This is a genomic window from Sphingobium sp. SJ10-10 (genome assembly GCF_036038995.2).
Lineage (GTDB): Bacteria > Pseudomonadota > Alphaproteobacteria > Sphingomonadales > Sphingomonadaceae > Sphingobium.
Genome location: NZ_CP158133.1, coordinates 308,155 through 331,981, shown reverse-complemented (window position 1 = coordinate 331,981; position 23,827 = coordinate 308,155). Strand labels below are relative to the sequence as shown.

At 59.4% G+C, this 23,827-nt stretch carries 20 protein-coding genes; 11 read left to right on the top strand and 9 right to left on the bottom strand.

Annotated features, from left to right (window positions below; translation table 11 throughout):
* Positions 1–28: 28 nt before the first annotated feature.
* A complete protein-coding gene (locus tag VVT58_RS17175; protein WP_327754894.1) occupies positions 29–2,542 on the bottom strand; it encodes a TonB-dependent receptor in 2,514 nt (837 codons plus the stop codon).
* Positions 2,543–2,859: 317 nt separating this feature from the next.
* Here VVT58_RS17175 and VVT58_RS17170 point away from each other — a divergent pair, with 317 nt between their 5' ends.
* The 3 genes from VVT58_RS17170 to VVT58_RS17160 are packed head-to-tail and all read left to right on the top strand — an operon-like array spanning position 2,860 to position 6,082.
* Positions 2,860–3,750: an enoyl-CoA hydratase gene (locus VVT58_RS17170; RefSeq protein WP_327754895.1), complete on the top strand. Its 891-nt coding sequence runs from the start codon at positions 2,860–2,862 to the stop codon at positions 3,748–3,750.
* A 53-nt stretch (positions 3,751–3,803) separates the two neighbouring features.
* Positions 3,804–4,994 carry an acyl-CoA dehydrogenase family protein gene (locus VVT58_RS17165; RefSeq protein ID WP_327754896.1) on the top strand — a complete coding sequence of 397 codons (1,191 nt, stop codon included), beginning with the start codon at positions 3,804–3,806 and terminating at the stop codon, positions 4,992–4,994.
* Positions 4,991–6,082, top strand: a complete 1,092-nt coding sequence (locus VVT58_RS17160) for an acyl-CoA dehydrogenase family protein (RefSeq protein WP_327754897.1) — start codon at positions 4,991–4,993, stop codon at positions 6,080–6,082. Before VVT58_RS17165 ends, VVT58_RS17160 begins: the two co-directional genes overlap by 4 nt.
* Before the next feature lie 13 nt (positions 6,083–6,095).
* On the opposite strand, the gene VVT58_RS17155 is transcribed toward VVT58_RS17160, so the two are convergent.
* Complete coding sequence (locus tag VVT58_RS17155; protein WP_087573581.1) at positions 6,096–6,755, bottom strand: TetR/AcrR family transcriptional regulator; 660 nt, start codon at positions 6,753–6,755, stop codon at positions 6,096–6,098.
* Positions 6,756–6,944: 189 nt separating this feature from the next.
* Between VVT58_RS17155 and VVT58_RS17150 the strand changes: the two genes are divergently transcribed.
* The 5 genes from VVT58_RS17150 to VVT58_RS17130 all read left to right on the top strand — a co-directional run bounded on the left by VVT58_RS17150 (position 6,945) and on the right by VVT58_RS17130 (position 12,818).
* Positions 6,945–8,249: an MFS transporter gene (locus VVT58_RS17150; protein WP_327754898.1), complete on the top strand. Its 1,305-nt coding sequence runs from the start codon at positions 6,945–6,947 to the stop codon at positions 8,247–8,249.
* Between the two features lie 118 nt (positions 8,250–8,367).
* Positions 8,368–10,722 carry a 5-amino-6-(D-ribitylamino)uracil--L-tyrosine 4-hydroxyphenyl transferase CofH gene (gene cofH, locus VVT58_RS17145; protein WP_405053750.1) on the top strand — a complete coding sequence of 785 codons (2,355 nt, stop codon included), beginning with the start codon at positions 8,368–8,370 and terminating at the stop codon, positions 10,720–10,722.
* Positions 10,719–11,387, top strand: coding sequence for an NADPH-dependent F420 reductase (gene npdG / locus VVT58_RS17140; protein ID WP_327754899.1), 669 nt, complete (start codon positions 10,719–10,721; stop codon positions 11,385–11,387). Before cofH ends, npdG begins: the two co-directional genes overlap by 4 nt.
* A 28-nt stretch (positions 11,388–11,415) precedes the next feature.
* Complete coding sequence (locus VVT58_RS17135) at positions 11,416–11,940, top strand: nuclear transport factor 2 family protein (protein WP_327754900.1); 525 nt, start codon at positions 11,416–11,418, stop codon at positions 11,938–11,940.
* Positions 11,940–12,818, top strand: coding sequence for an SDR family NAD(P)-dependent oxidoreductase (locus VVT58_RS17130; protein WP_327754901.1), 879 nt, complete (start codon positions 11,940–11,942; stop codon positions 12,816–12,818). The genes VVT58_RS17135 and VVT58_RS17130 overlap by 1 nt, the downstream gene beginning before the upstream one ends.
* 42 nt (positions 12,819–12,860) lie before the next feature.
* Here the strand turns inward: VVT58_RS17130 and VVT58_RS17125 are convergent, their stop codons facing one another.
* The 3 genes from VVT58_RS17125 to VVT58_RS17115 form a co-directional block, all read right to left on the bottom strand.
* On the bottom strand, positions 12,861–13,658 hold the full coding sequence (locus VVT58_RS17125; protein ID WP_327754902.1) for a glucose 1-dehydrogenase: 798 nt from the start codon (positions 13,656–13,658) through the stop codon (positions 12,861–12,863).
* A complete protein-coding gene (locus tag VVT58_RS17120) occupies positions 13,655–14,848 on the bottom strand; it encodes an aromatic ring-hydroxylating dioxygenase subunit alpha (protein ID WP_327754903.1) in 1,194 nt (397 codons plus the stop codon). Before VVT58_RS17120 ends, VVT58_RS17125 begins: the two co-directional genes overlap by 4 nt.
* A 116-nt stretch (positions 14,849–14,964) precedes the next feature.
* Positions 14,965–15,153 (bottom strand): hypothetical protein, encoded by a 189-nt coding sequence (locus VVT58_RS17115; RefSeq protein WP_327754904.1) that lies wholly within the window; start codon positions 15,151–15,153, stop codon positions 14,965–14,967.
* Between the two features lie 385 nt (positions 15,154–15,538).
* On the opposite strand from VVT58_RS17115, the gene VVT58_RS17110 reads away from it, so the two are divergent.
* Both VVT58_RS17110 and VVT58_RS17105 read left to right on the top strand, forming a co-directional pair.
* Entirely contained in the window at positions 15,539–18,013 is a 2,475-nt protein-coding gene (locus tag VVT58_RS17110) for a TonB-dependent receptor domain-containing protein (RefSeq protein ID WP_327754905.1), read from the top strand.
* 32 nt (positions 18,014–18,045) lie between these two features.
* Entirely contained in the window at positions 18,046–19,203 is a 1,158-nt protein-coding gene (locus VVT58_RS17105) for an aromatic ring-hydroxylating dioxygenase subunit alpha (RefSeq protein WP_169576208.1), read from the top strand.
* 26 nt (positions 19,204–19,229) lie between these two features.
* Here VVT58_RS17105 and VVT58_RS17100 read toward each other — a convergent pair whose 3' ends face one another.
* The 3 genes from VVT58_RS17100 to VVT58_RS17090 are packed head-to-tail and all read right to left on the bottom strand — an operon-like array spanning position 19,230 to position 21,467.
* Positions 19,230–20,195 carry a nuclear transport factor 2 family protein gene (locus VVT58_RS17100; protein ID WP_327754906.1) on the bottom strand — a complete coding sequence of 322 codons (966 nt, stop codon included), beginning with the start codon at positions 20,193–20,195 and terminating at the stop codon, positions 19,230–19,232.
* Positions 20,196–20,199: 4 nt separating this feature from the next.
* Entirely contained in the window at positions 20,200–20,652 is a 453-nt protein-coding gene (locus VVT58_RS17095; protein ID WP_169576210.1) for a nuclear transport factor 2 family protein, read from the bottom strand.
* Between the two features lie 14 nt (positions 20,653–20,666).
* On the bottom strand, positions 20,667–21,467 hold the full coding sequence (locus tag VVT58_RS17090) for an SDR family oxidoreductase (protein ID WP_327754907.1): 801 nt from the start codon (positions 21,465–21,467) through the stop codon (positions 20,667–20,669).
* A gap of 72 nt (positions 21,468–21,539) precedes the next feature.
* Between VVT58_RS17090 and VVT58_RS17085 the strand changes: the two genes are divergently transcribed.
* Complete coding sequence (locus VVT58_RS17085; protein ID WP_352000125.1) at positions 21,540–22,634, top strand: NADP-dependent oxidoreductase; 1,095 nt, start codon at positions 21,540–21,542, stop codon at positions 22,632–22,634.
* On the opposite strand, the gene VVT58_RS17080 is transcribed toward VVT58_RS17085, so the two are convergent.
* Positions 22,597–23,757, bottom strand: coding sequence for a hypothetical protein (locus VVT58_RS17080; RefSeq protein ID WP_327754909.1), 1,161 nt, complete (start codon positions 23,755–23,757; stop codon positions 22,597–22,599). The genes VVT58_RS17085 and VVT58_RS17080 overlap by 38 nt on opposite strands.
* Between the last annotated feature and the right edge of the window lie 70 nt (positions 23,758–23,827).

Below are 23,827 nucleotides of genomic sequence, written 5' to 3'. Positions count from 1 at the left end.
GGGGATCAAATTCGTCCCCTTATGCCCGTCAGTAACGGACAGTGAGTTGGAGCGCCACGGTGCGCGGCGGCGCTGGGAAACCATATTGGTCGGCTGGCACCCCGGCTGCCGTTCCCGTGCCGGAACCGGTGCTTGGCGCGTCCTGCGCAGCATTGAGGATATAGCGGTTCGTCAGGTTCTTGCCGATCAGCGCGACCTGCCAGCGATCATTCTGCGCCCCCAGCCGCAAGGTGGCGTCCAGCGTTGCAAAAGATTTTTGCACATCGACCGGATTGCCGAAGGGGCTGACCAGATAACTGTCGCTGTAGCGAAGGTTGAGCAGCAGACCCCCTTTCAGTGCCGACCCGATATCGGTTTCATAATCGACGCCCAGAGTTCCGCTCCATTTGGGCGCTAGCTGCGTATGCACGCCGTCCAGATTCTGATGAATGTAGGGAGTGGCTGCCGTGGGGGCCAGGCAACCCATGGCGGGTGTCTGACCCGCATAGCAGGGAGCGCCGGGAAAGTCGGTATATTTGGCATCGGTATAGGCCAGCGCGCCCCGGAGCGTCAGGCCAGGCACGGATCGCGGCGCCCATTCCCCGTCCAGCTCCAGACCTTGGGTGCGGGCGGTTCCCGCGTTGAAAGTCACGAAGGTGGTGATGGCGGAGTTGAAGAAGTCGACCTGCAAATCCTTATAATCATAACGGAATGCAGTCAGGTTCAGCCGCACGCTGTTATCGAACAGCTTGCTGCGGATGCCGGCTTCGAATCCATCGACGGTTTCGGGACCGAAGGCGAGGTCGCCGATGGTGGTCGTGACGGTATTGAGGCCGCTGATCGAAAAGCCGCCCGATTTGTACCCGGTCTTGTAAGCGCCATAAACGGTCAGGCGCGGTGTGGGCTTCCAGGTCAGCGTAACTTCCGGCGAAAAATCGTCGAACTTTTGATGATGCACGAATTGCGAAAGCGGATTGGCAGGGTCGTACATCCGGTAAACCGCACGCAAATTGCGGTTTACATAAGGCATCCGGAACGTCGAATCCTTCGTTTCGCTCGTCAACCGGCCGCCGGCCGTCATCTGGAGGGTCGGCACGATGTCCCACAGCAACTGGCCGAACAGTGCGAAGGTTGCGCCATCGGTCTGCCCGACCTTGCGGACGGTCAGCGGCACCAGCGCCGGGTCGACGACGCTGGTGTCGATCGCATGGCCTGCCGCCGCCGTGCCGGGGAAAATGATGTCCTGCTGGAACTTCAGCTTCGACGCTTGATAATAAAGACCAAGGAGGAAGTTTACCGGTATTTTGAGGTCGGTCTGCGCACGGAATTCCGTCGAATAAGCCTCATATTCCGTTCCAGTGCCCGCATAAGTGCCACGATTGGCATTGGTTGTCGCATCCGATTTGAGGCTGAACTGGTTCTTGAAACTCTGATACCCGTTCACCCAATTGAAATTAACGATGTCGGTATCATATTTGACGGTGGCAGTCGCGGTGTAGGAACGGTAGTTGTCGTAAAGCTGACCGTTCTTCTTTCCGAGAAGCGGATTGGCGCTGACCAGATCGCCAGGAAGGTCGTCCCAATATCCTTTCCAATCCTTATCGCACTCGTTCCCAGGTTGCAGTTGTGAGCTGCCTCCGACCGGACAACGAAATAATTCGTTCAAGAAACCGGCTGATGTCGCGTTGCGATCACTCATGCCGCCTTTCAATGTGATCGTGAACCGATCGGTTGGCTGATATTTGAGCGTCCCTCGAATGTTGAGATTTTCCTCCATCGGACCGTATCGGGTCGATCGAGGCACAGTGTAGACCGTCTGCGCGCCGCCATTTGCGATATCGTTGACCTTGAAAGGTCCACCGGCCGCCTGGTTTTGCATATAGCCACGGCTCATGTCGCTCCAGCGCACCGCCAGGCGCGCGCCCAGCGTCTCGGACAACGGACCTGACACCACGCCTTCCAGATATTTTTCGCGAGTCCGGAATTCATAGCCTGCGCGGCCGATGATTTCGGTCTTTGACCCTGGATCGGCCGTGGTGAATGACAGGGCGCCGGCGGTCGAATTCTTTCCGAAGAACAGCGCCTGCGGTCCTTTCAGGATTTCGACCTGCGCCATGTCGAACAGCCCTTCATTCAGGATTCTGCCTTGGCCATAATAGACGCCATCAACATTGACCGAGACCGACTGTTCTATGCCGATGCTCGTGAAGTTTGATCCGATGCCGCGCAGGCTGAGATTCGCACCGCTGCCGGAACTGCCACGAGCGACGGTGAATTGCGGGACGGACGCCGCGACCTGCTCAATGGATCGGATGTTGCGGTTGACGAGGTCTTCGGACGACAGGGCGGTCACGGCCACTGGAATATTCTGGGCATTTTCCTGTCGTTTGCGGGCGGTGACGATGATTTCCCGCAGCCCGCCCTGATTTTCCGGGGCAGAGGCATCCTGCGTCATCGGCTCTTGTGCCTGAGCCGGCGCGGCCGCCGACGCGGCTATGGCTATGAGGCTGGCGGTCAGGACGTTCATCCGCGCGGTACGAAAACGGGTCATATCTGTCGGCATTCGCCTCTCTCCCTGTTCATTTGCAAGGCTGCTTGTGTCGTGCCTTTGTCTCTACGGCCCAACCCTAACCAAAAAAAATGACTGGTCAATCATATATTCGTGATGTATCAAAGGGCATGCATATGGCTTTCCTGGCCCTCCGGTGAATGGCGGCGGGTTGTGGAAATTGATCTATATATATGATATATAACAATATATTATATATTCAGGCTGGAATTATTTCAGTTTCCTCGGCCTTTGAGGGCATTTGGAAAAAACGATTTCAGAGAAAAATATGAATGACCCGTCATGGTGATTCGGGAGTTTGGAGGGTGGTAGTGCCAAATGAAACAGGGCTGGTTCTATATGAGAACCTGGAGGACGAGATCGCCCGGATCACGCTCAACCGTCCATCTGCCGGCAATGCCCAGAATGTCGCGATGATCTATGCCTTGAACGAGGCGTTCATGCGCGCGGCGCGCGACAAGGCGGTTCGTTGCATCATATTGTGCGGAGCAGGGCGGCATTTTTCGACGGGACACGACCTCAAGGATCTCGCCCATGACGCGGTCGGCAGAGACTATGATCTGACTTCGACCTGGGGCGACGTGCAAACGGGCGACGTCGAAGGATGGTTGGGTTGGGAACATGAAACCTATCTGGACATGTGCCGCCGTTGGCGTTCGATCCCCAAGCCAGTCATCGCGCAGGTTCAGGGCGCCTGCATTGCCGGTGGGCTGATGCTTGCCTGGATTTGCGATATCATCGTGGCTGCCGAGGATGCCCTGTTTCAGGACCCGGTTGTCAATATAGGCGTTCTTGGCGTCGAATATTTTGCGCATGTCTGGGAATTGGGCGGTCGCAAGGCCAAGGAGCTGCTGTTTACGAGCGACAGCTGGGACGCCCGCCAGGCCCGCGAAATGGGGATGGTCAACCATGTCGTCCCGACAGCCGATCTTGAGATGTTCGTCCACGATATGGCGCGCAAGATCGCGGCGAAGCCGACTTTGGCCATCAAACTTGCCAAGGAAGCGGTCAACGCTGCACTCGACATGCAGGGTCTGCAAAAATCCATCGATCTGGCCTTCGCCTATCATCAGCTCAATCACGCTGACAATCGCTTGCGGTTCGGTGGGCTTCTGAACCCCAACGGCATTCCCGAAACTGTTCTGCGCAAGGGCGGACTTAGCGAATTGGTGATCGGTGACGGTCGGGCGGAGAGTGCCTAGCGCTTTTGGAGCCGGGGTTGCCGCGTTGGAAATGTGATCGGGGAACAGGTTAAATGGAAATGGCGAAGGATCTTGCTGAATTCCGGGAGGAGGTTGCGGAGTTCTGCAAGACCGGACTTCCGGCGGACATCCGGTCGAAGGTGCTTCTGAACCAGCATCTGGATAAGACGGATTTCGTCCGGTGGATGCGCATTCTGCAAGAAAAAGATTGGCTGATTGGGCACTGGCCGCAGGAATATGGTGGTCTGGGCTGGTCGCGCCTCAAGCGCTGGGTGTTCGAAAACGAACTTTATCGGGCAGGGTCGCCCTGGCTGGCGCCGTTCGGGATCACCTATGTCGGTCCCGTTATCTACAGCTTCGGCAACGAGGCGCAGAAGCAGCGGTGGCTGGCGCCGACGGTCAGCCATGACATCTGGTGGGCGCAGGGCTATTCGGAGCGTGGGGCCGGATCGGATCTGGCGAATTTGCAGACGCGAGCGGTACGGGACGGAGATCATTACGTCGTGTCCGGCCACAAGATCTGGACATCCATGGCGCAGTGGGCGGACATGATGTTCACGCTGGTGCGGACCGATCCCGATGCGAAACCGCAGCGGGGCATATCTTTCCTTCTGATCGATCTCAAAAGCCCGGGCGTTTCGGTCCGGCCGATCAAGAGCATCAATCTGGTTGAGGATCTGAACGAAGTCTTCCTGGACGAAGTCCGGGTTCCGGTTGAAAATCTGGTGGGACAGGAAGGCGGCGGCTGGACCTATGCCAAATTCCTCCTCGACAATGAACGCCTGATCTCGGCAGAGGTGGGCAAGGCGCAGCGGCTGATGGCGCAGTTGCGTTTCTTTCTCTCCGAAATCCGACAAGGTCCGGTGGCGTTGGTGGAAACGCAGGCCTGGCGCCAGCGCCTGGGAGAGCTGGAGCTCAAACTCATGTGCCTGGTCAGCCTGTGCAGCCAGATGTTCTCGGAACTTGAAGCGGGCAACGATCCAGGCCTTTCCGCATCCATGCTCAAGATCGTCAGCGCCGAATTGCTTCAGGCGATTTCCGGTGCACATGTCGATGCCCTGTCCCAGGCCGGGCTTTCTTTCCAGGCTGAAGCGCTCGTTCCGGGGGATACCGCGCCGCTCGTTGCGCCCAGAGGAGCTGCGGGGGCCGTAGGCGAATATCTGTTCGGCCGGGTTTATTCCATTTGGGGTGGGTCAAGCGAAGTGCAGAAAAATATCATCGCGAAGGCGGTGCTGGGGCTATGACCTATATGACAAATCTGGATGAGGAAGACCGGCGGTTGGTCGGGGCGACAGTCGAGCGGTTAGCCGAGCAATATTTCAGCATCGACCGATGCCGGTCGGGCAATCTCGTCTGCGGTCGCGAGGAATGGGCCGCTTTTGGCGAACAGGGTTTGTTCGCTATCGGTATCAGCCCTGAATATGGCGGCATTGGCGGCGGCGCGGCCGACCTTGCGATGGTCATGCGGCAGATAGGTTATAATCTTCTGCCAATGCCCTATATGGACAGCATCGTCCTGGGAGCTACGCTTGTCGCCACGTTAGGTTCTGAAGACCTGAAGCGTACGTTGCTGCCAGCAATCGTTGCGGGCGAATTGCGCCTCGGTTTTGCCCATCGTGAGGCAAATTCGGGCGATATTTTCGATCATGTCGAGACGAGCGTCCGTGGTGGACGGTTGAGCGGGCAGAAGATTCACGTGATGGATGGCGGGATGGCTGCAAAGCTCATTGTGTCTGCGCGCGATGAACAGGGTGTTCTGGGTTTCTATCTGCTCGACCGGGACCAGCCGGGCGTGGCGTTTCAGCACTACCGGCTTATCGACAATCGCATGGCCAGTCGTGTCGTCCTGGCTGATGCGCAAGGCGAGGCGATCGGGGGCGAAGCGACGCCCGCTCTTGCCGTGCTTCACGATCTGGCTGCGATTTGCGCGGCTGCGGAGACGGTTGGGGCGATTGCCGGGTTGAACCGCGACACGTTGGATTATGCCAAGGTCCGCAAGCAGTTCGGGCAACCGATCGGCAGTTTCCAAGTGCTTCAGCACCGGCTGGTCGATATGTATATTGCCGAACAGATGGCGGCGGCCATGGTCGCCGACGCTTTGAAGGCTTTCGATGATTCCGTGTCCGATATGTCGGTGCGCATCTCTGCGGCCAAGGCGCAGGCCGACCGGTCCGGACGCCAGGTTGGCGAAAGCGCGATCCAGATTCATGGCGGCATGGGCATGACCGACGAATGTTCGGCCGGGCATTATCTTAAGCGCATTCTCGCCAATGGTTCGCAATTCGGAACGGCGGGATGGCATGTCACGCGCATTGCCCGGCACGCGCTCTGACGGATCCGGTGTGTCAGATGCCCAATCCGTTGGTGACGAATGTCAGGTAGGTTTCGATCGTTTCCTTGACGAAATCGGGTTGAGCGGCGGTTTTATTGTCGATCCTGAACAGCAACGCGGTTCGCGCGTTCACGATCATGATTGCCAGCATATGCAATTGCTCATCGCTCGCGGAGGCGAAAGGTCCGCTCGTCAGCGTACGCTTGAACGAGCGGACATAGCTTTCGGCTATGCCGTCCAGCCAGCGGCGATATGCTTTGGGCGCAAACAATTGCGCCTCGTAGAGCACGCGGTTCATATAAGGATGGCTGGCCGTATAAGCGATATTGGCGGTGAAACCGAGCCGCTCGATTTCGATGGGGTCGGTTTCGTCTCCAATCGCCGCGGCGATGCTCGTCAGTATTTCGGCTCCCAACGTCGGCAATATCGTATCGAACAATTGCTGCTGCGATTTGAAATACAGGTAAAAGGTGCCATGAGCCATTCGCGCCTTGGCTGTCACTCGGGCGACGGAGCAGCCCACATAGCCATAGCGGCCGATGACGCGCGCAGCGGCATCCAGAATCTTGCGCCGCGTGGCGATCTGACGTTCCGCACGCCTTCCCGCGACCGTTTTCGTTTTTGTTCCGGCAGCCGTGCTTTCCGCCGCCGTTTCCGTAGCCTTACGCGCCATCTTGATCCTTTCGCTTGGCTGATCTCTACCGGGCGGCGCTTTCCTGAGCAAGCGTGCGAATGGCTATCGGATAATTCATCCGCCCACTGCGTTGAGGTGACCGCTCAAGCTTCATCCTTTGTGCGCACGGCAGGATAAAGGAGAAGGATGATGGATGATTCGGGAGTCATACCGAGGCCTCGGGGCGGAATGCGCGTCGCCCCCTTCAACAAATGGCTCACGCTCCTGCTGCTAATGCTGGTCGGGCTGACCAATTACATGGATCGTCTCAGCATCTCGATCCTGCAAGTTCCCATCAAGGCGGAGCTGGGATTGAGCGATACCCAATTGGGTGCGATCACGGGCCTGTCCTTTTCGCTGGTCTACACATTGGCAGCGATACCGATTGCCCGTCTGGCCGATCGTCTTTCGCCCAAACGGGTCATTCTGGTCTGTCTGGCCGCGTGGAACGGGCTGACGATGCTGTGCGGTCTCGCCAACGGTTTCCTGGCGCTGGCTGTGTTGCGCATGGGCGTCGCGATCGGTGAAGCAGGTTGTTCTCCCGCTGCGCAGGCCTTGCTTTCGCATCAATTTCCCGCTCGCCAGCGCGGCCGTGCGATCGCGATCTGGCAGATGGTCTTCCCTCTGGGCACTTTGCTGGGAATATTTTCCAGCGGAATGTTGAGCGCCGCTTTGGGATGGCGGACGACCTTCGTCCTGCTGGGTGGCATAGGTCTGGCGGTGGTCCCGCTGATCCTTTTCTTCCTGCGGGACGAACCGCATGGAAAAGCGGACAGCGGACGCGCAATAGCCGTAGCATCGGGCAGCATGACAGAGGCGCTCCAGGAAATATTGGGGTCCGGCGCTTATCGCCGGTTGCTGGCTGCGGGCTTTCTGGGCGCTATTCCATTGAATGCGGCGCTGAATTGGAATGCGCCATTTTACGGCCGCGTCTTTTTGCTGTCCATCGAACAGATCACCATCATCGTGGCTCTGATATCGGGCGTGGGCGGTGCCCTTGGCATGTTCGGTGGCGGATTTCTGAGCGATTTCTTGAGCCGAAGAGATGTCCGCTGGTATTGCTGGATGCCTGCGGCGGCCATGCTCGTCGTCCCCCTGATGGCGGTTTATCAATATCGTATCGCCGTGACGCCGATGCTTTCCCTGCCCGCGGGGATTGTCGGCGCCATCCTCCTCAATTGCTGGATTCCCCCTCAGGCAGCTATCGCACAATCGCTGGTGCGATCTTCGAATCGGGCTTTGGCCGCCGGCTGCATCGTGGTGACAGCAGGATTGGGGGGGGCTGCCGGGCCTTTTGCGACCGGAGTACTTAGCGACGCCCTTGTCGGGCATTTCAGTGGACCGGGCGATGCGTTGGCCTGGTCGCTGGCGATCATGTCCCTGACCAGCCTGCCTGCGGCCGTCCTGTTCCTGCTTGCCGGATCTCGGCTCAAGGCCGACATGGCGGCCTTTCAGAGCGGTCAGGAACGCGCCGTCGGGCCAGTAAATGATTAGACAGTCATTTTTTTCTACGCTATCCTCTGCTGTACAGGCGGGGTTTTGCCGGACTTGCCGCCATGGCCGATCCTGGCGAATTTCACCGGATGCACTTCGTTGAGGAACGCACGCGCATATGTCTGACCATCCCGTAATGCCGCTGGATGCCGTGATGTCACCTACTCAGATCATGGCCCTCATGGGTGAGGTTGAAACTGCCGCCCTCATGGAGGCTGCGGGCGCCGTTGCGCTTGATGCGTTCGGGCCGATCGTCACCTATTCTCCCAAGGTCTTCATTCCGCTGACCCGCCTGTGCCGGGATGTCTGCCATTATTGCACCTTCGCCACGACGCCGAGGCGTATGGACAGCCCCTATCTCGAAATGGACGAGGTCTTGTCGATCGCGCGGGCGGGTGCCCGGCAGGGATGCCGCGAAGCCCTTTTCACATTGGGGGATCGCCCGGAGGATCGCTATGGCGCGGCGCGCTTATGGCTGACGGACCATGGCTATGACAGTACGCTGGCCTATGTGGCTGCGGCGGCCAGGGCGGTGTTCGAGGAGACGGGGCTGCTGCCGCACCTCAATCCGGGCATATTGTCGCCGGACGATTATGCGATGCTGCGCCCGCACGCGGCATCCATGGGATTGATGCTGGAAAGCAGTTCGGAGCGGCTGTGTGAGAAGGGCGGCCCGCATTTCGGGTCTCCCGACAAGAGGCCTGCTGTGCGACTGGCATCGATCGCGGCTGCCGGCGAAGCAAAAGTGCCTTTTACCAGCGGCATATTGATAGGCATCGGCGAAACGCGGTTCGAGCGGGTTGAGGCGCTGTGCGCGTTGCGCGACCTTCATCTGCGCCATGACCATATCCAGGAGGTTATCGTCCAGAATTTCCGGGCCAAGCCGGGAACGCTGATGGCTGGCCATGCCGATGCGCCACTCGAAGAACTGCTTTGGAGCATTGCGGTCGCCCGCCTCATTCTGCCACGGGATGTCAGCATACAGGTGCCCCCCAATCTGCAACCCGATGCGCTGGAATCCCTGATCGCGGCAGGCATGAATGATTGGGGCGGCGTGTCGCCCGTGACCGCCGACCATGTCAATCCTGAAGCGCCATGGCCGCATCTGGCGACACTTGACGAGGCATCCGCCCGAGCGGGTCGGATATTGCGGCAGCGCCTTGCTATCGGGCCGCGCCATGCATCAGAACCAGGCAAATGGCTCGATCCGCGCCTTGCCCCTTCGGTTCGCCGCCAGGTGGACGGGCAAGGGCTGGTTCGCGCGGATGACTGGCATGCCGGATCCGGTCTCGCTGCGCCCGATCTGATCCTGGGGCAGCAGACTTCGCCGCGAATCTCCCGCATATTGGCGGGACTGGCCGATGGGCAGGAACCGACGCGGGAGGCTATCGCCACGTTGTTCACGGCCGATGGCGGCGATTTTTCCGCGGTCGTGCAAATGGCGGACAGGATACGGCAGGAGGCTGTCGGCAGCACGGTCACTCATGTCGTCAATCGCAACATCAACTATACCAATATATGCCTCTACAAATGCGGTTTCTGCGCCTTTTCCAAGGGCAGCACCAAGGCGCTGCGCGGACCGGCTTACCGGCTGGACCTGCCTGAAATCAGCCGCCGCGCGGTCGAGGCCGTCGAGCGCGGCGCGACGGAGGTCTGCCTACAGGGCGGAATTCATCCCGACTATGACGGCGAAACCTATCTGGCGATCGTCGATGCCGTCAGGACCGCCGCGCCGTCGCTTCATATTCATGCCTTTTCAGCGCTGGAGGTTCATCACGGCGCGACGACGCTGGGTCTGCCGATCGAAGATTATCTGGCTCGGCTCAGGGCGGCGGGACTTTCGACCCTGCCGGGTACGGCGGCCGAAATTCTCGATCCGGATGTGCGGGCGATCATCGCGCCGGACAAGGTCACGGCCGATCAATGGATACAGATCATGCGTGCGGCGCATGGCGTGGGGCTACGCAGCACGGCGACCATCATGTTCGGTCATGTCGATAATTACACGCATTGGGCGAGCCACTTGTTGCAGGTCCGGGCGTTGCAGCGGGAAACCGGCGGTTTTACCGAGTTCGTTCCGTTGCCTTTCGTGCATATGGAGGCACCCTTCTGGCGAAGGGGAGCAAGCCGGTCCGGTCCGACCTATCGCGAAGCCGTGCTGATGCATGCCGTTGCCCGTATCGTCCTGCACCCGCTTATTCCCAATATTCAGGTCAGTTGGGTTAAAATGGGTCCGGACGGCGCGGCTGCCATATTGGATGCAGGAGCGAACGACCTGGGCGGCGTGCTGATGGACGAATCCATTACGCGTGCGGCGGGCGGAGTGCATGGGCAATTGTTCGATCAGCCTGCCATGGCACGTCTTGCCCGCTCCATCGGCCGTCCGCTACGTCAGCGCACCACTCTTTATGATCTATTGCCGGAAGAAGCTGATCCTTCCGCTTCCCGTGAACATCAATTGGAGAGGACATGATTTTGAACAAGGATCAATGCATTGCGATCGTGGGCGGCACCGGCAGCCTGGGGAGCGCGATCGGCAGCCGGCTGGCCAAAGCGGGGTATCGCATCCTGATCGGTTCGCGTTCGGCCGCGAGTGCCGCCGCGGAAGCCGAACGGATCGGACATGGCGCCGAAGGCCTTGGCAATGCGGATGCCGCCGCGAGAGCGGACGTCATATTGGTGACCGTGCCTTTCGCGGCGCAGGATGCGACGATGCGGGACATCGCGCCCTTCGTGGATGGAAAGATCGTCGTGGACACGACCGTTCCGCTGGTTCCGCCCCGCGTCATGCGCGTGCAGTTGCCCGAAGAAGGCAGCGCGGCATTGCGGGCGCAGGCGATACTGGGCGAAGGCGTCAGGCTGGTTTCGGCATTTCACAACGTCGCGGCACACAAGCTCGCACAAGATGTCGATGTGGGATGCGATGTACTGGTGTTCGGCGACGACAAGGAATCGCGCGCGGTTGTCGTCGCAATGGCCCATGCGATCGGGCTGCGGGGTCTGCATGCGGGTGCCCTCGCCAATTCCGCTGCGGCCGAGGCGATGACGTCGCTGCTGATCTTCATGAACAAGCATTATCGCGTCGATGGCGCAGGCATCAGGATCACCGGTGATCTGCAAATGGGCGAGGCCGGTTGAACCGAGGCACTATGGGAAAGGAAACGGCATGACCGATCGCATTCAGGAAATGCTCGACAGGAGCGATCTTCTCGAACTGGTGAACCGTTATGCGCGGGGGCTGGACCGCTGTGATGTCGATCAGCTCAAGGCGGTGTTCTTCGACGACGCAACGGTGAACATGATTTCCTTTTCGGGCAGTGCGCACGCCTTCGCCGAAACGACTCCGGCGGCCCTGCGCGTCCATGCGGTTACGACGTCGCATCTGACCTCCAACTGCCTGTTCGAGATCGCAGGCGATCGCGCGACGGGCGAATCCTATCTGCTCTCAATCTCCGTGATGAAGGACGGAGACGCAAGCAAACCGGCAATCCATGTCGGCCGTTATCTCGACCGGTTCGAACGGCGGAACGGCGAATGGAAGATAGCCTGTCGCACCATCATTATCGATCTGGAGGTGGCGGGGTCTTTCCCGGCGGGCGTGCATGCCCTCATGCCGAAGGGCGATGAGCAACGGCACCCCGATGACGCCAGCTATTCGCTGCGAAGCTGGCTGACGGAAACGAGGGGGTGATGGCGCATAGTTTCTCAGGACAGACAGCCGTCATCACCGGCGGCGCCAGCGGTATTGGCGCGGCGCTGGCGCGTGCGGCTGCCAGCCGGGGCATGAACATGCTAATCGCCGATGTGGATGAGGCTGGATTGCGTGCCACCGCCGAAAGCTGCCCCTCGGTGGAGGTCCATATGATGCGGGTCGATGTCTCTGATGCTGCCGATGTGGAACGCATGGCCGACCAAGCCTATGCCCGGTTCGGAGTGGTCGATCTTCTGTGCAACAATGCCGGCATCGTTCCGGGAGGGCGCCACCGGGCGGTTTGGGAATATGAAGTTCAGGACTGGCATTGGGCGTTCGATGTCAATGTGCTGGGTATCGTCAACGGTCTGCGCAGCTTTGTCCCTCTTATGCTGGAGGCGGACAGACCGGCGCATATCCTGAACACCACATCGGTCTCGGGCTTCATCAGCGGCGCAGGCTCTCCAGTCTATGGCGCCAGCAAGCATGCCGCCGTACGGGTGACAGAGGCGCTTTATGCCTCCCTGCTCGAGAGGGATGCGCCGATCGGTGTCAGCATGTTGTGTCCGGGATTGGTCAATACCCGGATATTCGAGACAGAGCGTGTGCGTCCCGCGCATCTGCGCAGCGCCGCCGCCGATATAGAAGAACCCGAAGCGCTCCGGTCGATTGCCGCTGGCGGTGCTGACCCCGAAACCGTTGCGCGTCAGGCATTTGAAGGGGTTGAAGCGAAACGCTTCTATATCTTCACGTCAGACAATTTCGATGAATCGATCGAAGCGCGGACGCAAGCCATTTTGTCGCGAAGCAATCCGCAATTCGACGGCTTCACCGCGATGAGTCGCAGAGATGCCGAAAATCCGGTGAGCCGATATTGACCGATGAAGGGGGGCTCCCCGGCTGGAGCCCCCCTTCATCGGTCAACCTGCCGTCTGTGGCGAATTGGGGCCGCCGGGATACAAGTCACCGTAAACGCCCAGCGTCATGCCGCCATCGACGGCTATTTCCGCGCCACACACATAAGATGCCTTGTCGGAAGCAAGGAACAGTGTCGTCTGTGCGATTTCGTCGGGGCGGCCGATGCGCTGGATCGGCTGTCCCTTGAAATATTGGTTCATGTCGTCTTCGCCGGCGCCGTCGGGATTGGCGAAGGGCGTGTTCACCCCGCCGGGGAAGATCGCGTTGACGCGCACGCCCTGCCAGCCCAGTTCCATGGCGGCGGTTTTGCTCATGCCCCGTAATGCCCATTTGCTGGTCAGATAGGCGCCCGTTCCGTGCATCCCCCACAGCGCGGCGGTGGAACAGACATTGATGATGGAGCCGCGTTTCCGATCGATCATGACGGGCGAAACGGTCTTCATGCCCAGCCAGGCGCCCAGCACATTGACTTCCAGCAGACGAGAAAACTCTGCTTTCTTTACATCGTTGAGGGCAGATACCAGCAGGATCGCCGCATTGTTCACCAATATGTCGATGTGGCCCCACCGCTCGGTCGTGGCCGTCACCAGATTTTGCCAGTTGGATTCGTCCGTCACGTCCAGATGGACGAACTGTGCGGCATCGCCCAGTTCGGATGCCAGCGCATGGCCTTCCTCATCGCGAACATCCGCGATGACGACGCGTGCGCCATTCTCCACGAACAGCCGGGCGGTAGCGGCGCCCTGGCCCCTGGCGCCGCCGGTGACGATGGCGACCCGTCCTTCCAGATCGGCGCTCATGCCATTTCCTCCATCCGCTTTTGCGAGGCGCGGCTCGTCAGGCCGACGGGCGGATCCACCAGCCGGGCGACCGACTGGTGGAAATGCTGCAATGCGGCCTCGTTGCGGCCCAGACGGTAGATTCTGCCGTGCCCATTTTCTGCCGCATGCTGGATGCCGTAATCCAGCACATAATCCTCTTCCTGGGTGATGCGCTTGTAGCTCGCCTCCCAGGATTTCGCCTCCGCGATCGTCTCGGGCGTCGGGACGTTGCGGGACAGCAAGGTCTGGACGGCCGTGCTTTCGTCGGGCCGCAGACCGGGATAGAGCCGGGTAATGAGCGGCCAGTCGCCCCAGCAGGTCGAAATCATGGTGTTGGGAAACATGTAATAGACGGTGGCGAACGCCGCTGGCGGATTCCATTCCTCTTCAGGCAATGTGCGCTGGCGATGGATTTCAACATCGGGCAACAGGATGCGCGAATGCATGCCCCACATGTCCGTCACGTTGATGTCGCCCATGAAAGTGGGCAGGCTTTCGTTGTGAACGCTCGCGAAATGGTAGTTTTCGATGAAGCCGTCCTTGCAGAATTTCCAGTTTGGCCCCTTGAAATCATGGCTCCACATATGATGCATATGGGCAAGGCCGACCTGTTCCAGTTCCGCGCCATAATCGCCCAGGAAATCGTCCAGGTCGAAGGGCGCGTCCGGGTCCAGCACGCCGAAGATCAGGCCATGGCGTTCCTCGACCCGGATAGGGGTCAGACCCATTTCGCCTTTGGCGCATTCGCCAAACAGCCGTTCGGACGTCACGCCGACCAGCTTGCCTTCCGTCGTGTAGGTCCAGCTATGGTAAGGACAGGAAAAGCGCGGAGCCTTGCCCCGGCCGGAAACGACCGGCGCGCCGCGATGGGAGCAGGCGTTGTAGAAGGCGTGGGGTTGCCCCTTGCCGTCGCGGGTCACGACGATGCGGAAGCCGGGCACATTGTCCAGCGCGACATAGCTGTTGGGTTCGGCTATCTCGCAGCTTAAAGCCAGGACGATGGGACTTTTGTGGAACAGCCGGTCGACCTCCCGCTTCCAATATTCCTCGTCCAGATAATAAGCGGAGGGCAATTCCATGATCGAATCGGCCATGGTGCAGGTCTTGGCTTCGACATTGCCGATCAGGCGCTTCATTGCCTCGATCATGACGGAACGGTCGGGTGACATCCTATTCTCCCAGGCTGTGGGGCGCGCTGATCGGGCGCCTTGCTGTTATGTCCATTATGCGCGACGGCGCATAAACTTCAACACAAATGATTATCCAGTCATATTTTTGAAATGCCTTAGCCGTCGTCCGCTCCGATAATGTCGGCCGCCAGCCAACCCAGAGCCATGGCTGGCGCGTTCATATTGCCTGACGGGAGGCCTGGCGTCGCCGGGCAGTCCGCTACGCGCAGATGGTCGACGCCGCGCTTGCCGATGCTTTTGGGATGCTGGCTGCGAAGCGGTCGTTGCCGCCGCGATATAATCATATCACCGCCTGATCGAAATGCTCCCCCTTCAGCATGAGTCGTAAGCCCGGCCCGCTCATTTTGTGCATCGGAAAAATGGATATCAATAATGACGTTCAATTCATAATTTTCTATCCATGTTGCGGATATGCATCTTGCAACCCTCGCTTTCATATTGTGTTACGGCTTTAGAAAATTTCATAATATGTTGATATATATAGATATTTATGAATAGATAGGATTTCGGCCTCATTTTCCGATGGTGAATGGCCCAGGCGAATTTTTGAATTTTTATGACTGAATAATCATTTTTGTTGTCCTTTTGCGATCCGGGGGTTATGGTTGCGACATAACGAAGGGGCGTTGGCGGCGGATCGCTCGCACGGCCGCTTGAGGGAGCAGGATCATGTTATTTCTGGAAGACAATCGGACTGTCCATGCATCGTCGGTGAAATGGGGAGCCGCGCTGGCGACGGTTCTGGCCGTTGCGGTGCTGGCGCCCGGTCAGGCCTTGGCCCAGACGGAGAAGCAAACGGCGGTCGAGGGGGGGCTCCAGGATATCGTCGTGACCGCGCGCAAGCGCGTTGAAACGACCCAGGATGCGCCGGTCGCGATCAATGCGTTCAGCGCAGAGCAGATCGATCGCGCTGACCTGACCAGTCTGGAAAAGGTGGCGGCTTCGACGCCCAACTTTTCCGTGGGGCGCGCATCCAACGGTTCGGGCGCGCAGCTCAACATGCGCGGCATCGGTTCGTCTTCGACCTCGATTGGTATCGAGCAGTCCATCGCGGTGGTCGTGGACGGCGTTTATTACGGGCAGGGCCGCATCATCAATGAAGGCTTTTTCGACCTGGCCAGAGTAGAAGTGCTGAAAGGGCCGCAAGCGCTCTTTTTCGGGAAGAACGCCACGGCTGGCGTGGTGTCGATCACCACGGCGAAGCCCACCTCCAGTTTCGAGGCCATGGCAAGGGCTTCCTACGAATTTGCGGGTCAGAATCTGTTGGGTGAAGGCTATGTGTCCGGTCCGCTTACCGACACACTGGGTTATCGCGTGGCTTTGCGGGCGTCCAAAATGTACGGGGGCTATTTCGAAAACCGCGCAGGCTCGATCAATTATGTGACGACCGATGCGGGCGCTGCCGGTTTTCCGACTTCCGTTCATCCTGCGGCACCAGCTGTTCGGGATGCGCCGGGCGGCAACGAAATTCTCGGCCGCGCCACGTTGCAATGGGATCCATCGGATCGTCTGACCGCGACGCTCACCGGCAGCACGACGATCAGCAAGATCGGCAATTCATCCTATAATTATGTTGCCTATGCCTGTCCCGGCGGCGTCAGTTCGCTTTTCGCGCCCGGCCAGACGCCACCGGCCTGTGAGCGCGACTTTGTGAACTATCACAATAATCTGCCCGCAGACATCGCCAAGGTATTTCCTTTTGCCGAATCGGATGGCGGTCTGGACAATCGCTACCGCTCTTATTCTCTGACCGGCAATATCGAATATCGGTTGGAAGATGTAACGCTTACATCGGTCACCAACTATAATTACAACCGGACCCGGTATAGCTGCGATTGCGATTTTCAGTCAGCGGATCTCACTGGAACCTGGACCACGGAAAAAAACAACTGGAAGGCATTTTCACAGGAATTGCGCGTCCTCACCAGCTTCGATTCGCCGGTCAACCTGATGGTCGGCGGCCTTTACCAGAGCACGCGCCGCAATTTCGATCAGACCATTGCCTTTGCGGGCGCCGAAAACTCGGCGGCCAGCACGGCTAACCGTTTCGTCGCCATGTCGAAAAATTCCCATACGAAGGGGGAGACGGTTGCGCTGTTCGGGCAGGTGATCTGGTCTGTCCTGCCGAGCGTGGAAGCCAGCGCAGGCGTGCGTTACTCGCATGAAACGAAGAAGAGCTATTTCGTGCATCCCTATGTCAATCCGTTCTTCGCCGGGCTCTGGCTGCCCAATGTCCGGATCGACGCCGACCAGACATTCAACGACTGGTCGCCGGAAGCGACCGTGCGGTGGAAACCCAGTGACGATGTCACCATCTATGGTGCCTACAAGACCGCATATAAATCCGGCGGCTTTTCCAACAGCGCGATCCTTGGCGCGCAGACGACGGTCAACGATCTCGCTTTCAATCCCGAAAAGGCGGCAGGGTTCGAAGGCGGCATCAAAACGAAGCTGTTTGACAATCAATTGCGCTTCGACGTCGGGCTGTTCCGGTACACATACAAGAATTTGCAGGTCGATTTCTTCAACTCGCCGACCTTCGCCTTCATCACGCTCAATGCGGGCTCCGTGATCACCAAGGGTGTCGAACTGGACCTGGAATATGCGCCCCGCGCGTTGCCCGGTCTCAATCTGCGCGGTAGCCTCTATTACGACAAGGCGCGCTACCGCAATTTCTTGGCGCCCTGCTATGCAGGACAAACGCCGGCGCAAGGCTGCACGCTCATCGGCAATGGCGGCTCGCCCTTCCAGGATCTGTCGGGCAAGCCAACCTCGGTCGCGCCGAAATGGACCGGCGTCATCGGCGCATCCTACGACACGTCGCTGGGCAATGGCATGAAGCTGGGATTGTCGGCAGAGGGGCGCTATTCCAGCAGCTACCTGGCGTCGGCCTTCGCCAATGCGTTGTCGCGGCAGCCCAGATACATGACGCTGGACGCGTCCGCCCGGATCGGAACCGCCGATGATCGTCTGGAACTCGCCCTGATCGGCAAGAACCTGACCAACCGCTTCTACGTGACGGGTGCGTTCGACGCACCCGCAACGGGCAGCGGAACGGGCACGGCAGCGGGCGTTCCCGCGGACCAACTTGGTTTCGTGAACATGCCGCGCACCGTTACCTTGCAGTTGACTTTCCGTTATTGATCGAACGGCATGAATGTGTTGGGCAGGAGTCGATGATGAAATTGGAACAATCCACCAAGGTCCACCATATGAAGCGCCTGATCGACATGGTCGATCGCGGTTCCTGCACCATGGCGGAAGCTCCTCTGGAATTGCCGGCTTCGCTCTATCTCGATCCCGAATATTGGGAGAGGGAGGTTAAGGAGCTGTTCCATCGCCGTCCGATCGTCCTGGCGCTGAGTTGTGAATTGCCCCAGCCCAATAGCTATGTCAGCCTCGACAATGTGCCGGGCTTCCGGATTCTTGCGACGCGCGATGGGGATGGCGTAGCCCATGCCTTTTTCAACGCCTGCCGCCATCGGGGAGCGCCGGTGGCGTCGGGACGAGGTAAGGGCGCCCGCTTTTCCTGTCCCTATCATGGCTGGACCTATTCGGCGAAGGGCGATCTCGTCGGGCTGACCGCCGAAAAGCTGTTCGGTCCCTGTTCCAAGGAAAATATGGGCCTGACCGAAATCCGCGTCCAGGAACGGCACGGCCTCATCTTTGGCGTGCTGGACCCGGACGCGCCCTTCGACCTGGACGATTTCCTGGGCGATTATGGCGCGGAACTGGAGCAGATCGGGCTTGCCGACATGAGCTTCATGTGGAGTCACAGTTTCGCGGGGCCGAACTGGAAGTTCTGCAAAGACGGCTTCATCGAGAATTATCACTTTGCTTCGGTGCATGGGAAAAGCCTGCCGACCTTGATCGGCAATGCGAACGTCACGGATATATGGGACATCCATTCGCGCATGCTGCTGCCCGACAAGGCGATCCATCAGGAACGTCAGCGTCCGGAAGAAGAATGGGACGTTGCCGCCGCCTTCGCCACTGTCTATTATATGTTCCCCAACACCATGATTGCCAGTTGCTGGGGGGACTGGCCTCTTGTGACGCGGCTGTATCCCGGTCTGCAGCCTGATCAGACCACATGCGTCCAGACTCTGTTGACGCGCCGCGAACCGACTGAGGAAGTGTTGGCCGAGGCCAAAGGTTTCGAGGCGACGTACAAGCAGATCACGCAGAATGAGGATTTCGTGCTGGATTATGCGATCCAGCATGCATCCGAGAATAATGGCGGAAAATCATTCCTGCTGGGGCGCAATGAATATGCCCTGCAGCATTTCCATCAGTCCATCGCCCGCTTCGTCGACCCGCCGGCGCGAAAATAATCGCAGCAGACATGGCGCCGTCCAGACTATTGGTCCACCGGCCAAAAACGATAGACCGGATCGATCCGTCCGAACGCGCCATATTCGCATCCGTCTTGACGGGGCGGGGGAGGACTGGCGGGGCGAACGCTCCGCCAGTCCTCGACAAAGACGCGTTCGCTGATCTTCCATAAGCCGTCGCGCCGCTCGAAGCGATCGACATAACGTCCCGCCACCATCGATTCCTGTGGCGCCGTCGCATCCCGGCTCCGGTTGAAGGCGACCACATAGCATTCGCCCACGGCATGGTCGCCGTCGATCTCGAACCATTCATTGGCGACGGAGTGAAAGCACATTTCCAGGCCCGTCTGGACGATGGCAGGAACTTCCCTGGCGAAATTCTGCGCGGGACCATTGCAGACTCCGGCGATGATAACCGCGTCGCCGTGAAATATCGACGCGAGCATTTCGCTGTCGCCGCGGTCGATCGCGCGGCAATAGGTCACTACGAGCCTGTGCAGCGCATCCCGGGCGATGAGCGTTTCAACATCCTTGGGAGAGATGGTTTCGGACATGGTCTTTCCTTGCTCCGGTGATAGGGCGGCTCTCGCATGACCGAGAGCATGCAACAGGGCGGCTGGATCCTGGCCGCCGGTTCCGCCCCGCGGCGCGAACAGGGCGGGGCCGGCAATGGCAAGGTCGGGCGTGGGGATGTCCAGGCCTGTGAACCAGTCTTCGACATGGCGTCGCTGCTTCAGGCGCCAGCCGTCGGCGCCGCACTCATGCCGGTCGAGATAGCGTCCGCCGCGCAGCACGTCCTTCCCGCCCGACATCGTGTAGCTTTCCGAGAAAGCCAGCGGTCCACGGATCACAGTCCAGATATTGCTGATCCGGGTGAAGCCATCGGTAGGTCCAGCAAGGGGAGTGTCGCCCTGCCTGTCCTGCGTCCGCGCCCTGGCCAGAATGTCTTGTTTGATTGCATCGACGGCGACCAACTCGGCGAGCATATTCATATGATCAGGATCCTGATGCAAGGAAGGAAACCGGCGCCGGAGCCTGCTCGACAATCAGATCGAGGCGGGTGATCCGGACGCCCTCGTCCTGCCGCCGCGCGGTGAAGGCGAAGCGGCCCCACGCCAGGACCAGATTGCCCGGATCGCCCAGCAATGACAGGAAATAACATTCTCCCGAAACGTCGTTGCCGTCGCACTGTCGGATCGTGACATTGGTGGTGAAATGCTTCCTGTGGGTGGCCGGTTGCGCTGTCGCGGTCCGGAAAAAGTCCAGGACCGCATCGATGCCCTCGATGCTGTCGCCACCGGGAAGGCCAAGGACGACGTCCGCGCTGAAAATACGGGCGAGAAGCGCGAAATCGCCAGTGTCGAGGGCAAGGCAGTAATCATGGATGGCATTCCGCGCCTTTTCGGCTGTTTGCAGTTCGTCGAGGCGGCGCAGCAGTGCTTCGGTCACGATCGTTTCTCCTGTCAGCGCGCGGTATAGCCGCCATCGGCCACCAGTTCGGCCCCTGTGATGAAGCTCGCATCGGACGAGGCGAGAAACAGGATGGCTGCCGCGATCTCGTCCGAGCGGCCAAGGCGCCCCATGGGCGCGGCAAGCGCCAGTTGCTTCTTCAACTGGGCTGCATCCGCGCCCTTGCCCTGCGCCACGGCCCGTTCCATGCCATTTTCCATCAGCGAGGTGTCGATGAAGCCGGGATGTACGGAATTGACCCGGATGGGCCAGGTCTTTTCTGCGAATTGCAGCGCGACGCTCTTGGTGAACAGCCGCACGGCGCCCTTGCTGGCGTTGTAACAGGCGGTTTCGCCATTACCGACCAGGCCGAACATCGACGATATGTTGATGACGCTGGCGCCGCCTTCGATGCTGGCGCCACCCTGCCGCAACAGATCGGTAAAGGCCTTCACGCCAAGAAAGACGCCTTCGACATTGATACGCATCAGACGTCGCCATTCTTCCAGCGCGGTATCCTGGACCTCGGACACCAGGTCGATGCCTGCATTATTGACGAGAATGTCGAGACGGCCGAAATCCCGTTGGATAGCATCACGGGTGCTTCGCCAATCCTCTTCCATCGCGACATCCAGCCGGCTATAAGCGATGCCCGAGGGCAGGGTCAGCGCCAGGTCGCTGTCGGCAGCGTCCAGGTCGGTCGCGAGCACATAGGCGCCTTCCGCTGCCAGCCGTTCACAAACCGCGCGTCCGATCCCTCGCAGGGCACCCGTCACCAGCGCGATGCGGCCCAGGAAACGTCCTTCGCAAATCATCCGCGTCTCCGTTCAATCGATCCGCATGGATACTCTTCATTGACTACTGATCCATAAATCATATTATTCTAGGTGCGCAAGGGCAATAAGAGTCGGCGGGAGAAACATGTGTTGAATCGGCAATGGCGTTTGCGAATGGCTCCCGCGCAGGGTCTGTCCCCCGAAAATTTCGTCATGTCGACGGAGGAGTTGTCAGACGAAGGACCGGCGCCGGGGAAACTGCTGATCAGGAACAGGCTGTTCCTGTGCACCCCGGCGCAGCGCGGCTGGATGAATGCGAAGCGCTCTGCGCATAGTCCGGCCATCATGCCGGGTGACCCCATCATCGCCTTCGCTGGGGGCACGATCATGCGATCGGCGCATCCTGCCTTTCCCGCAGGTGCGGATGTGCGTTATTTCGGCCATTGGTCGGACTATCAGATCGTCGATCCGTCGGTGACCGAGGTTGAACTCATCGAACCGGGCCTTTCCCTGTTCGAGGGCGTAGCCGTCTATACCCTTAATATGATCACGGCTTATGCGGGCCTTGTTTTCGTTGGCCAACCGATGGCGGGCGAAACATTGGTCGTGTCCGGCGCGGCCGGATCGACGGGCTCCGCAGCGCTTCAGATCGGCCATATTCTTGGCCTGCGGACGATTGGTATTGCCGGTGGAGCGGACAAATGTGCCATGTTGCGCGACGAATATGGGGCCGATACGGTGATCGATTACAAGACTGAGGATGTCGCGGCCCGCCTCGGCGAACTTTGCCCTGATGGCATCAATATTTTCTACGACAATGTCGGCGGCGCGATGTTGCAGGCGGCAGTCGACAATATCGCTCGGCACGGCCGCATCATCCTATGTGGACAGATTGCCGGTTACGACGCCGGAAATCCTGCACCCGGCCCTCGCGATATGATGCAGCTCGTTTATGGCAGCGTGCGGATGCAGGGCTTCATATCGACGGACTACCGCGACCGCTACGAAGAAATCCGGGAACATTTGCGTCAATGGGTCGAGAAGGGCGAATTGCGACATAGAGAGGATGTGCGTCAGGGTTTCGAGCAGCTGCCGGAAATCTACGGATCGCTGTTTTCGGGCAGTAACAGGGGCACGTTGGTTGCCGTGACCGATCCCTCTCTTGCGCTTAACAACCAATTTTCAGAGAAGAAAGTCTTTGAATAAACAGGCCGATCACCAGCATCGCACTGCCCATTAAAAAGGCAAGGCTGAGCCAGGCGACGTGGATCATTTGCTGCGGCTGTACCGTCAGCGACGCGGCGAAAGGGCCGAAGGATACACCGAACAACTGTGCGCTGCCTGCAAAGAGCGCGCTACGGCGACTGGGGTCGATTGTGAGCAGAAAGGGAATGTGGAAGGGCGGACAGAATATCCAGGCGAAGGCGAAGATGGCGGTGCCCAGATACCAGCCCACAAGGGTGCCGCTGATCGCCAGCAGAAGCCCTGCAATACTGGCAGCGGCGCTGGCGCAGAATGCCGTCGCAGCGCTGATTCTTCCTGCCGTGGCGCATGCCGCCAGACCCCCTGCGATCTGGACCGCCAGCGACAGACTCATCGCCTGGGCGATGTGATGCCTTGCGATTCCAGTTTCTTCGCCAACAGGGAGCAGATAGGCCCAGAAACCAATAATCGCTGCCATATAGAGGAAAATTGCCGCAAGACCGGGAAGACCGGACAGGGTGGGCCTTGGCCCTGCGTCGGATCCGGACCCGTGTAGAGGCGGATAAGAGGGCGGGATGAAGGGAGGAATGGCGAGCAGCACCAGGCCAAAGGCCGCCACCATTCCGTAGCTTACCATGCTGCCGAAATATGGGGCAATGAAATTGGATATTGTCGCAGAGAGCAAAAAGGCGCTCGTCGATTGCGCCGTGACATAGATCGCGAAAAGGCGCGCGGGATCTTGGACACGCGCGAACATGCCAAGGATCAGCCAGAGCAGGATGCCGCAGGAAATGCCGCTCAGCGCTCTTAGCGTTATCAGCCCTTCCGCTCCGGCAAAGGGCGTACTCATGTTGCAAAGAGCCATGACGAGAAGGGCGACGGTCAGGGGCCACCGCAAATGCTCTGCCGACAGGAAGCGGCTTGCAAGCGTGACGCTGATCGCCATGCCTAATCCTTCGGCGGTTGCCGCCCGGCCGAGTTCAACTGCGTCGATACGCCCTTCGGCAAGCAACGTGCCAAGCAGCACTGGTTGGAGGGCGGGCATGAGTCCGCCCCCGACGGCAATAGCGATGACGGCTGCCTTTTGGCTGGCGCCGAAATGCATATCGGTTTGGATTTCAATCATTTCCGCCGTCCTTGGTGGACTGGCCTGGGTGCCGCGCCCGCCTGTATGACCAGCCCGGGGGTAAAACCCG

What these genes read in the sequence shown, in the direction of transcription:
- VVT58_RS17165 (WP_327754896.1), top strand. Translation starts at nt 3,804, where the DNA reads ATGGAAATGGCGAAGGATCTTGCTGAATTCCGGGAGGAGGTTGCGGAG.
- VVT58_RS17125 (WP_327754902.1), bottom strand. Translation starts at nt 13,658, where the DNA reads ATGAGCGCCGATCTGGAAGGACGGGTCGCCATCGTCACCGGCGGCGCC.
- VVT58_RS17110 (WP_327754905.1), top strand. Translation starts at nt 15,539, where the DNA reads ATGTTATTTCTGGAAGACAATCGGACTGTCCATGCATCGTCGGTGAAA.
- VVT58_RS17175 (WP_327754894.1), bottom strand. Translation starts at nt 2,542, where the DNA reads ATGCCGACAGATATGACCCGTTTTCGTACCGCGCGGATGAACGTCCTG.
- VVT58_RS17150 (WP_327754898.1), top strand. Translation starts at nt 6,945, where the DNA reads ATGCGCGTCGCCCCCTTCAACAAATGGCTCACGCTCCTGCTGCTAATG.
- VVT58_RS17080 (WP_327754909.1), bottom strand. Translation starts at nt 23,757, where the DNA reads ATGATTGAAATCCAAACCGATATGCATTTCGGCGCCAGCCAAAAGGCA.
- VVT58_RS17105 (WP_169576208.1), top strand. Translation starts at nt 18,046, where the DNA reads ATGATGAAATTGGAACAATCCACCAAGGTCCACCATATGAAGCGCCTG.
- VVT58_RS17090 (WP_327754907.1), bottom strand. Translation starts at nt 21,467, where the DNA reads ATGATTTGCGAAGGACGTTTCCTGGGCCGCATCGCGCTGGTGACGGGT.
- VVT58_RS17160 (WP_327754897.1), top strand. Translation starts at nt 4,991, where the DNA reads ATGACCTATATGACAAATCTGGATGAGGAAGACCGGCGGTTGGTCGGG.
- VVT58_RS17135 (WP_327754900.1), top strand. Translation starts at nt 11,416, where the DNA reads ATGACCGATCGCATTCAGGAAATGCTCGACAGGAGCGATCTTCTCGAA.
- VVT58_RS17100 (WP_327754906.1), bottom strand. Translation starts at nt 20,195, where the DNA reads ATGAATATGCTCGCCGAGTTGGTCGCCGTCGATGCAATCAAACAAGAC.
- cofH (WP_405053750.1), top strand. Translation starts at nt 8,368, where the DNA reads ATGTCTGACCATCCCGTAATGCCGCTGGATGCCGTGATGTCACCTACT.
- VVT58_RS17120 (WP_327754903.1), bottom strand. Translation starts at nt 14,848, where the DNA reads ATGTCACCCGACCGTTCCGTCATGATCGAGGCAATGAAGCGCCTGATC.
- npdG (WP_327754899.1), top strand. Translation starts at nt 10,719, where the DNA reads ATGATTTTGAACAAGGATCAATGCATTGCGATCGTGGGCGGCACCGGC.
- VVT58_RS17130 (WP_327754901.1), top strand. Translation starts at nt 11,940, where the DNA reads ATGGCGCATAGTTTCTCAGGACAGACAGCCGTCATCACCGGCGGCGCC.
- VVT58_RS17155 (WP_087573581.1), bottom strand. Translation starts at nt 6,755, where the DNA reads ATGGCGCGTAAGGCTACGGAAACGGCGGCGGAAAGCACGGCTGCCGGA.
- VVT58_RS17115 (WP_327754904.1), bottom strand. Translation starts at nt 15,153, where the DNA reads ATGATTATATCGCGGCGGCAACGACCGCTTCGCAGCCAGCATCCCAAA.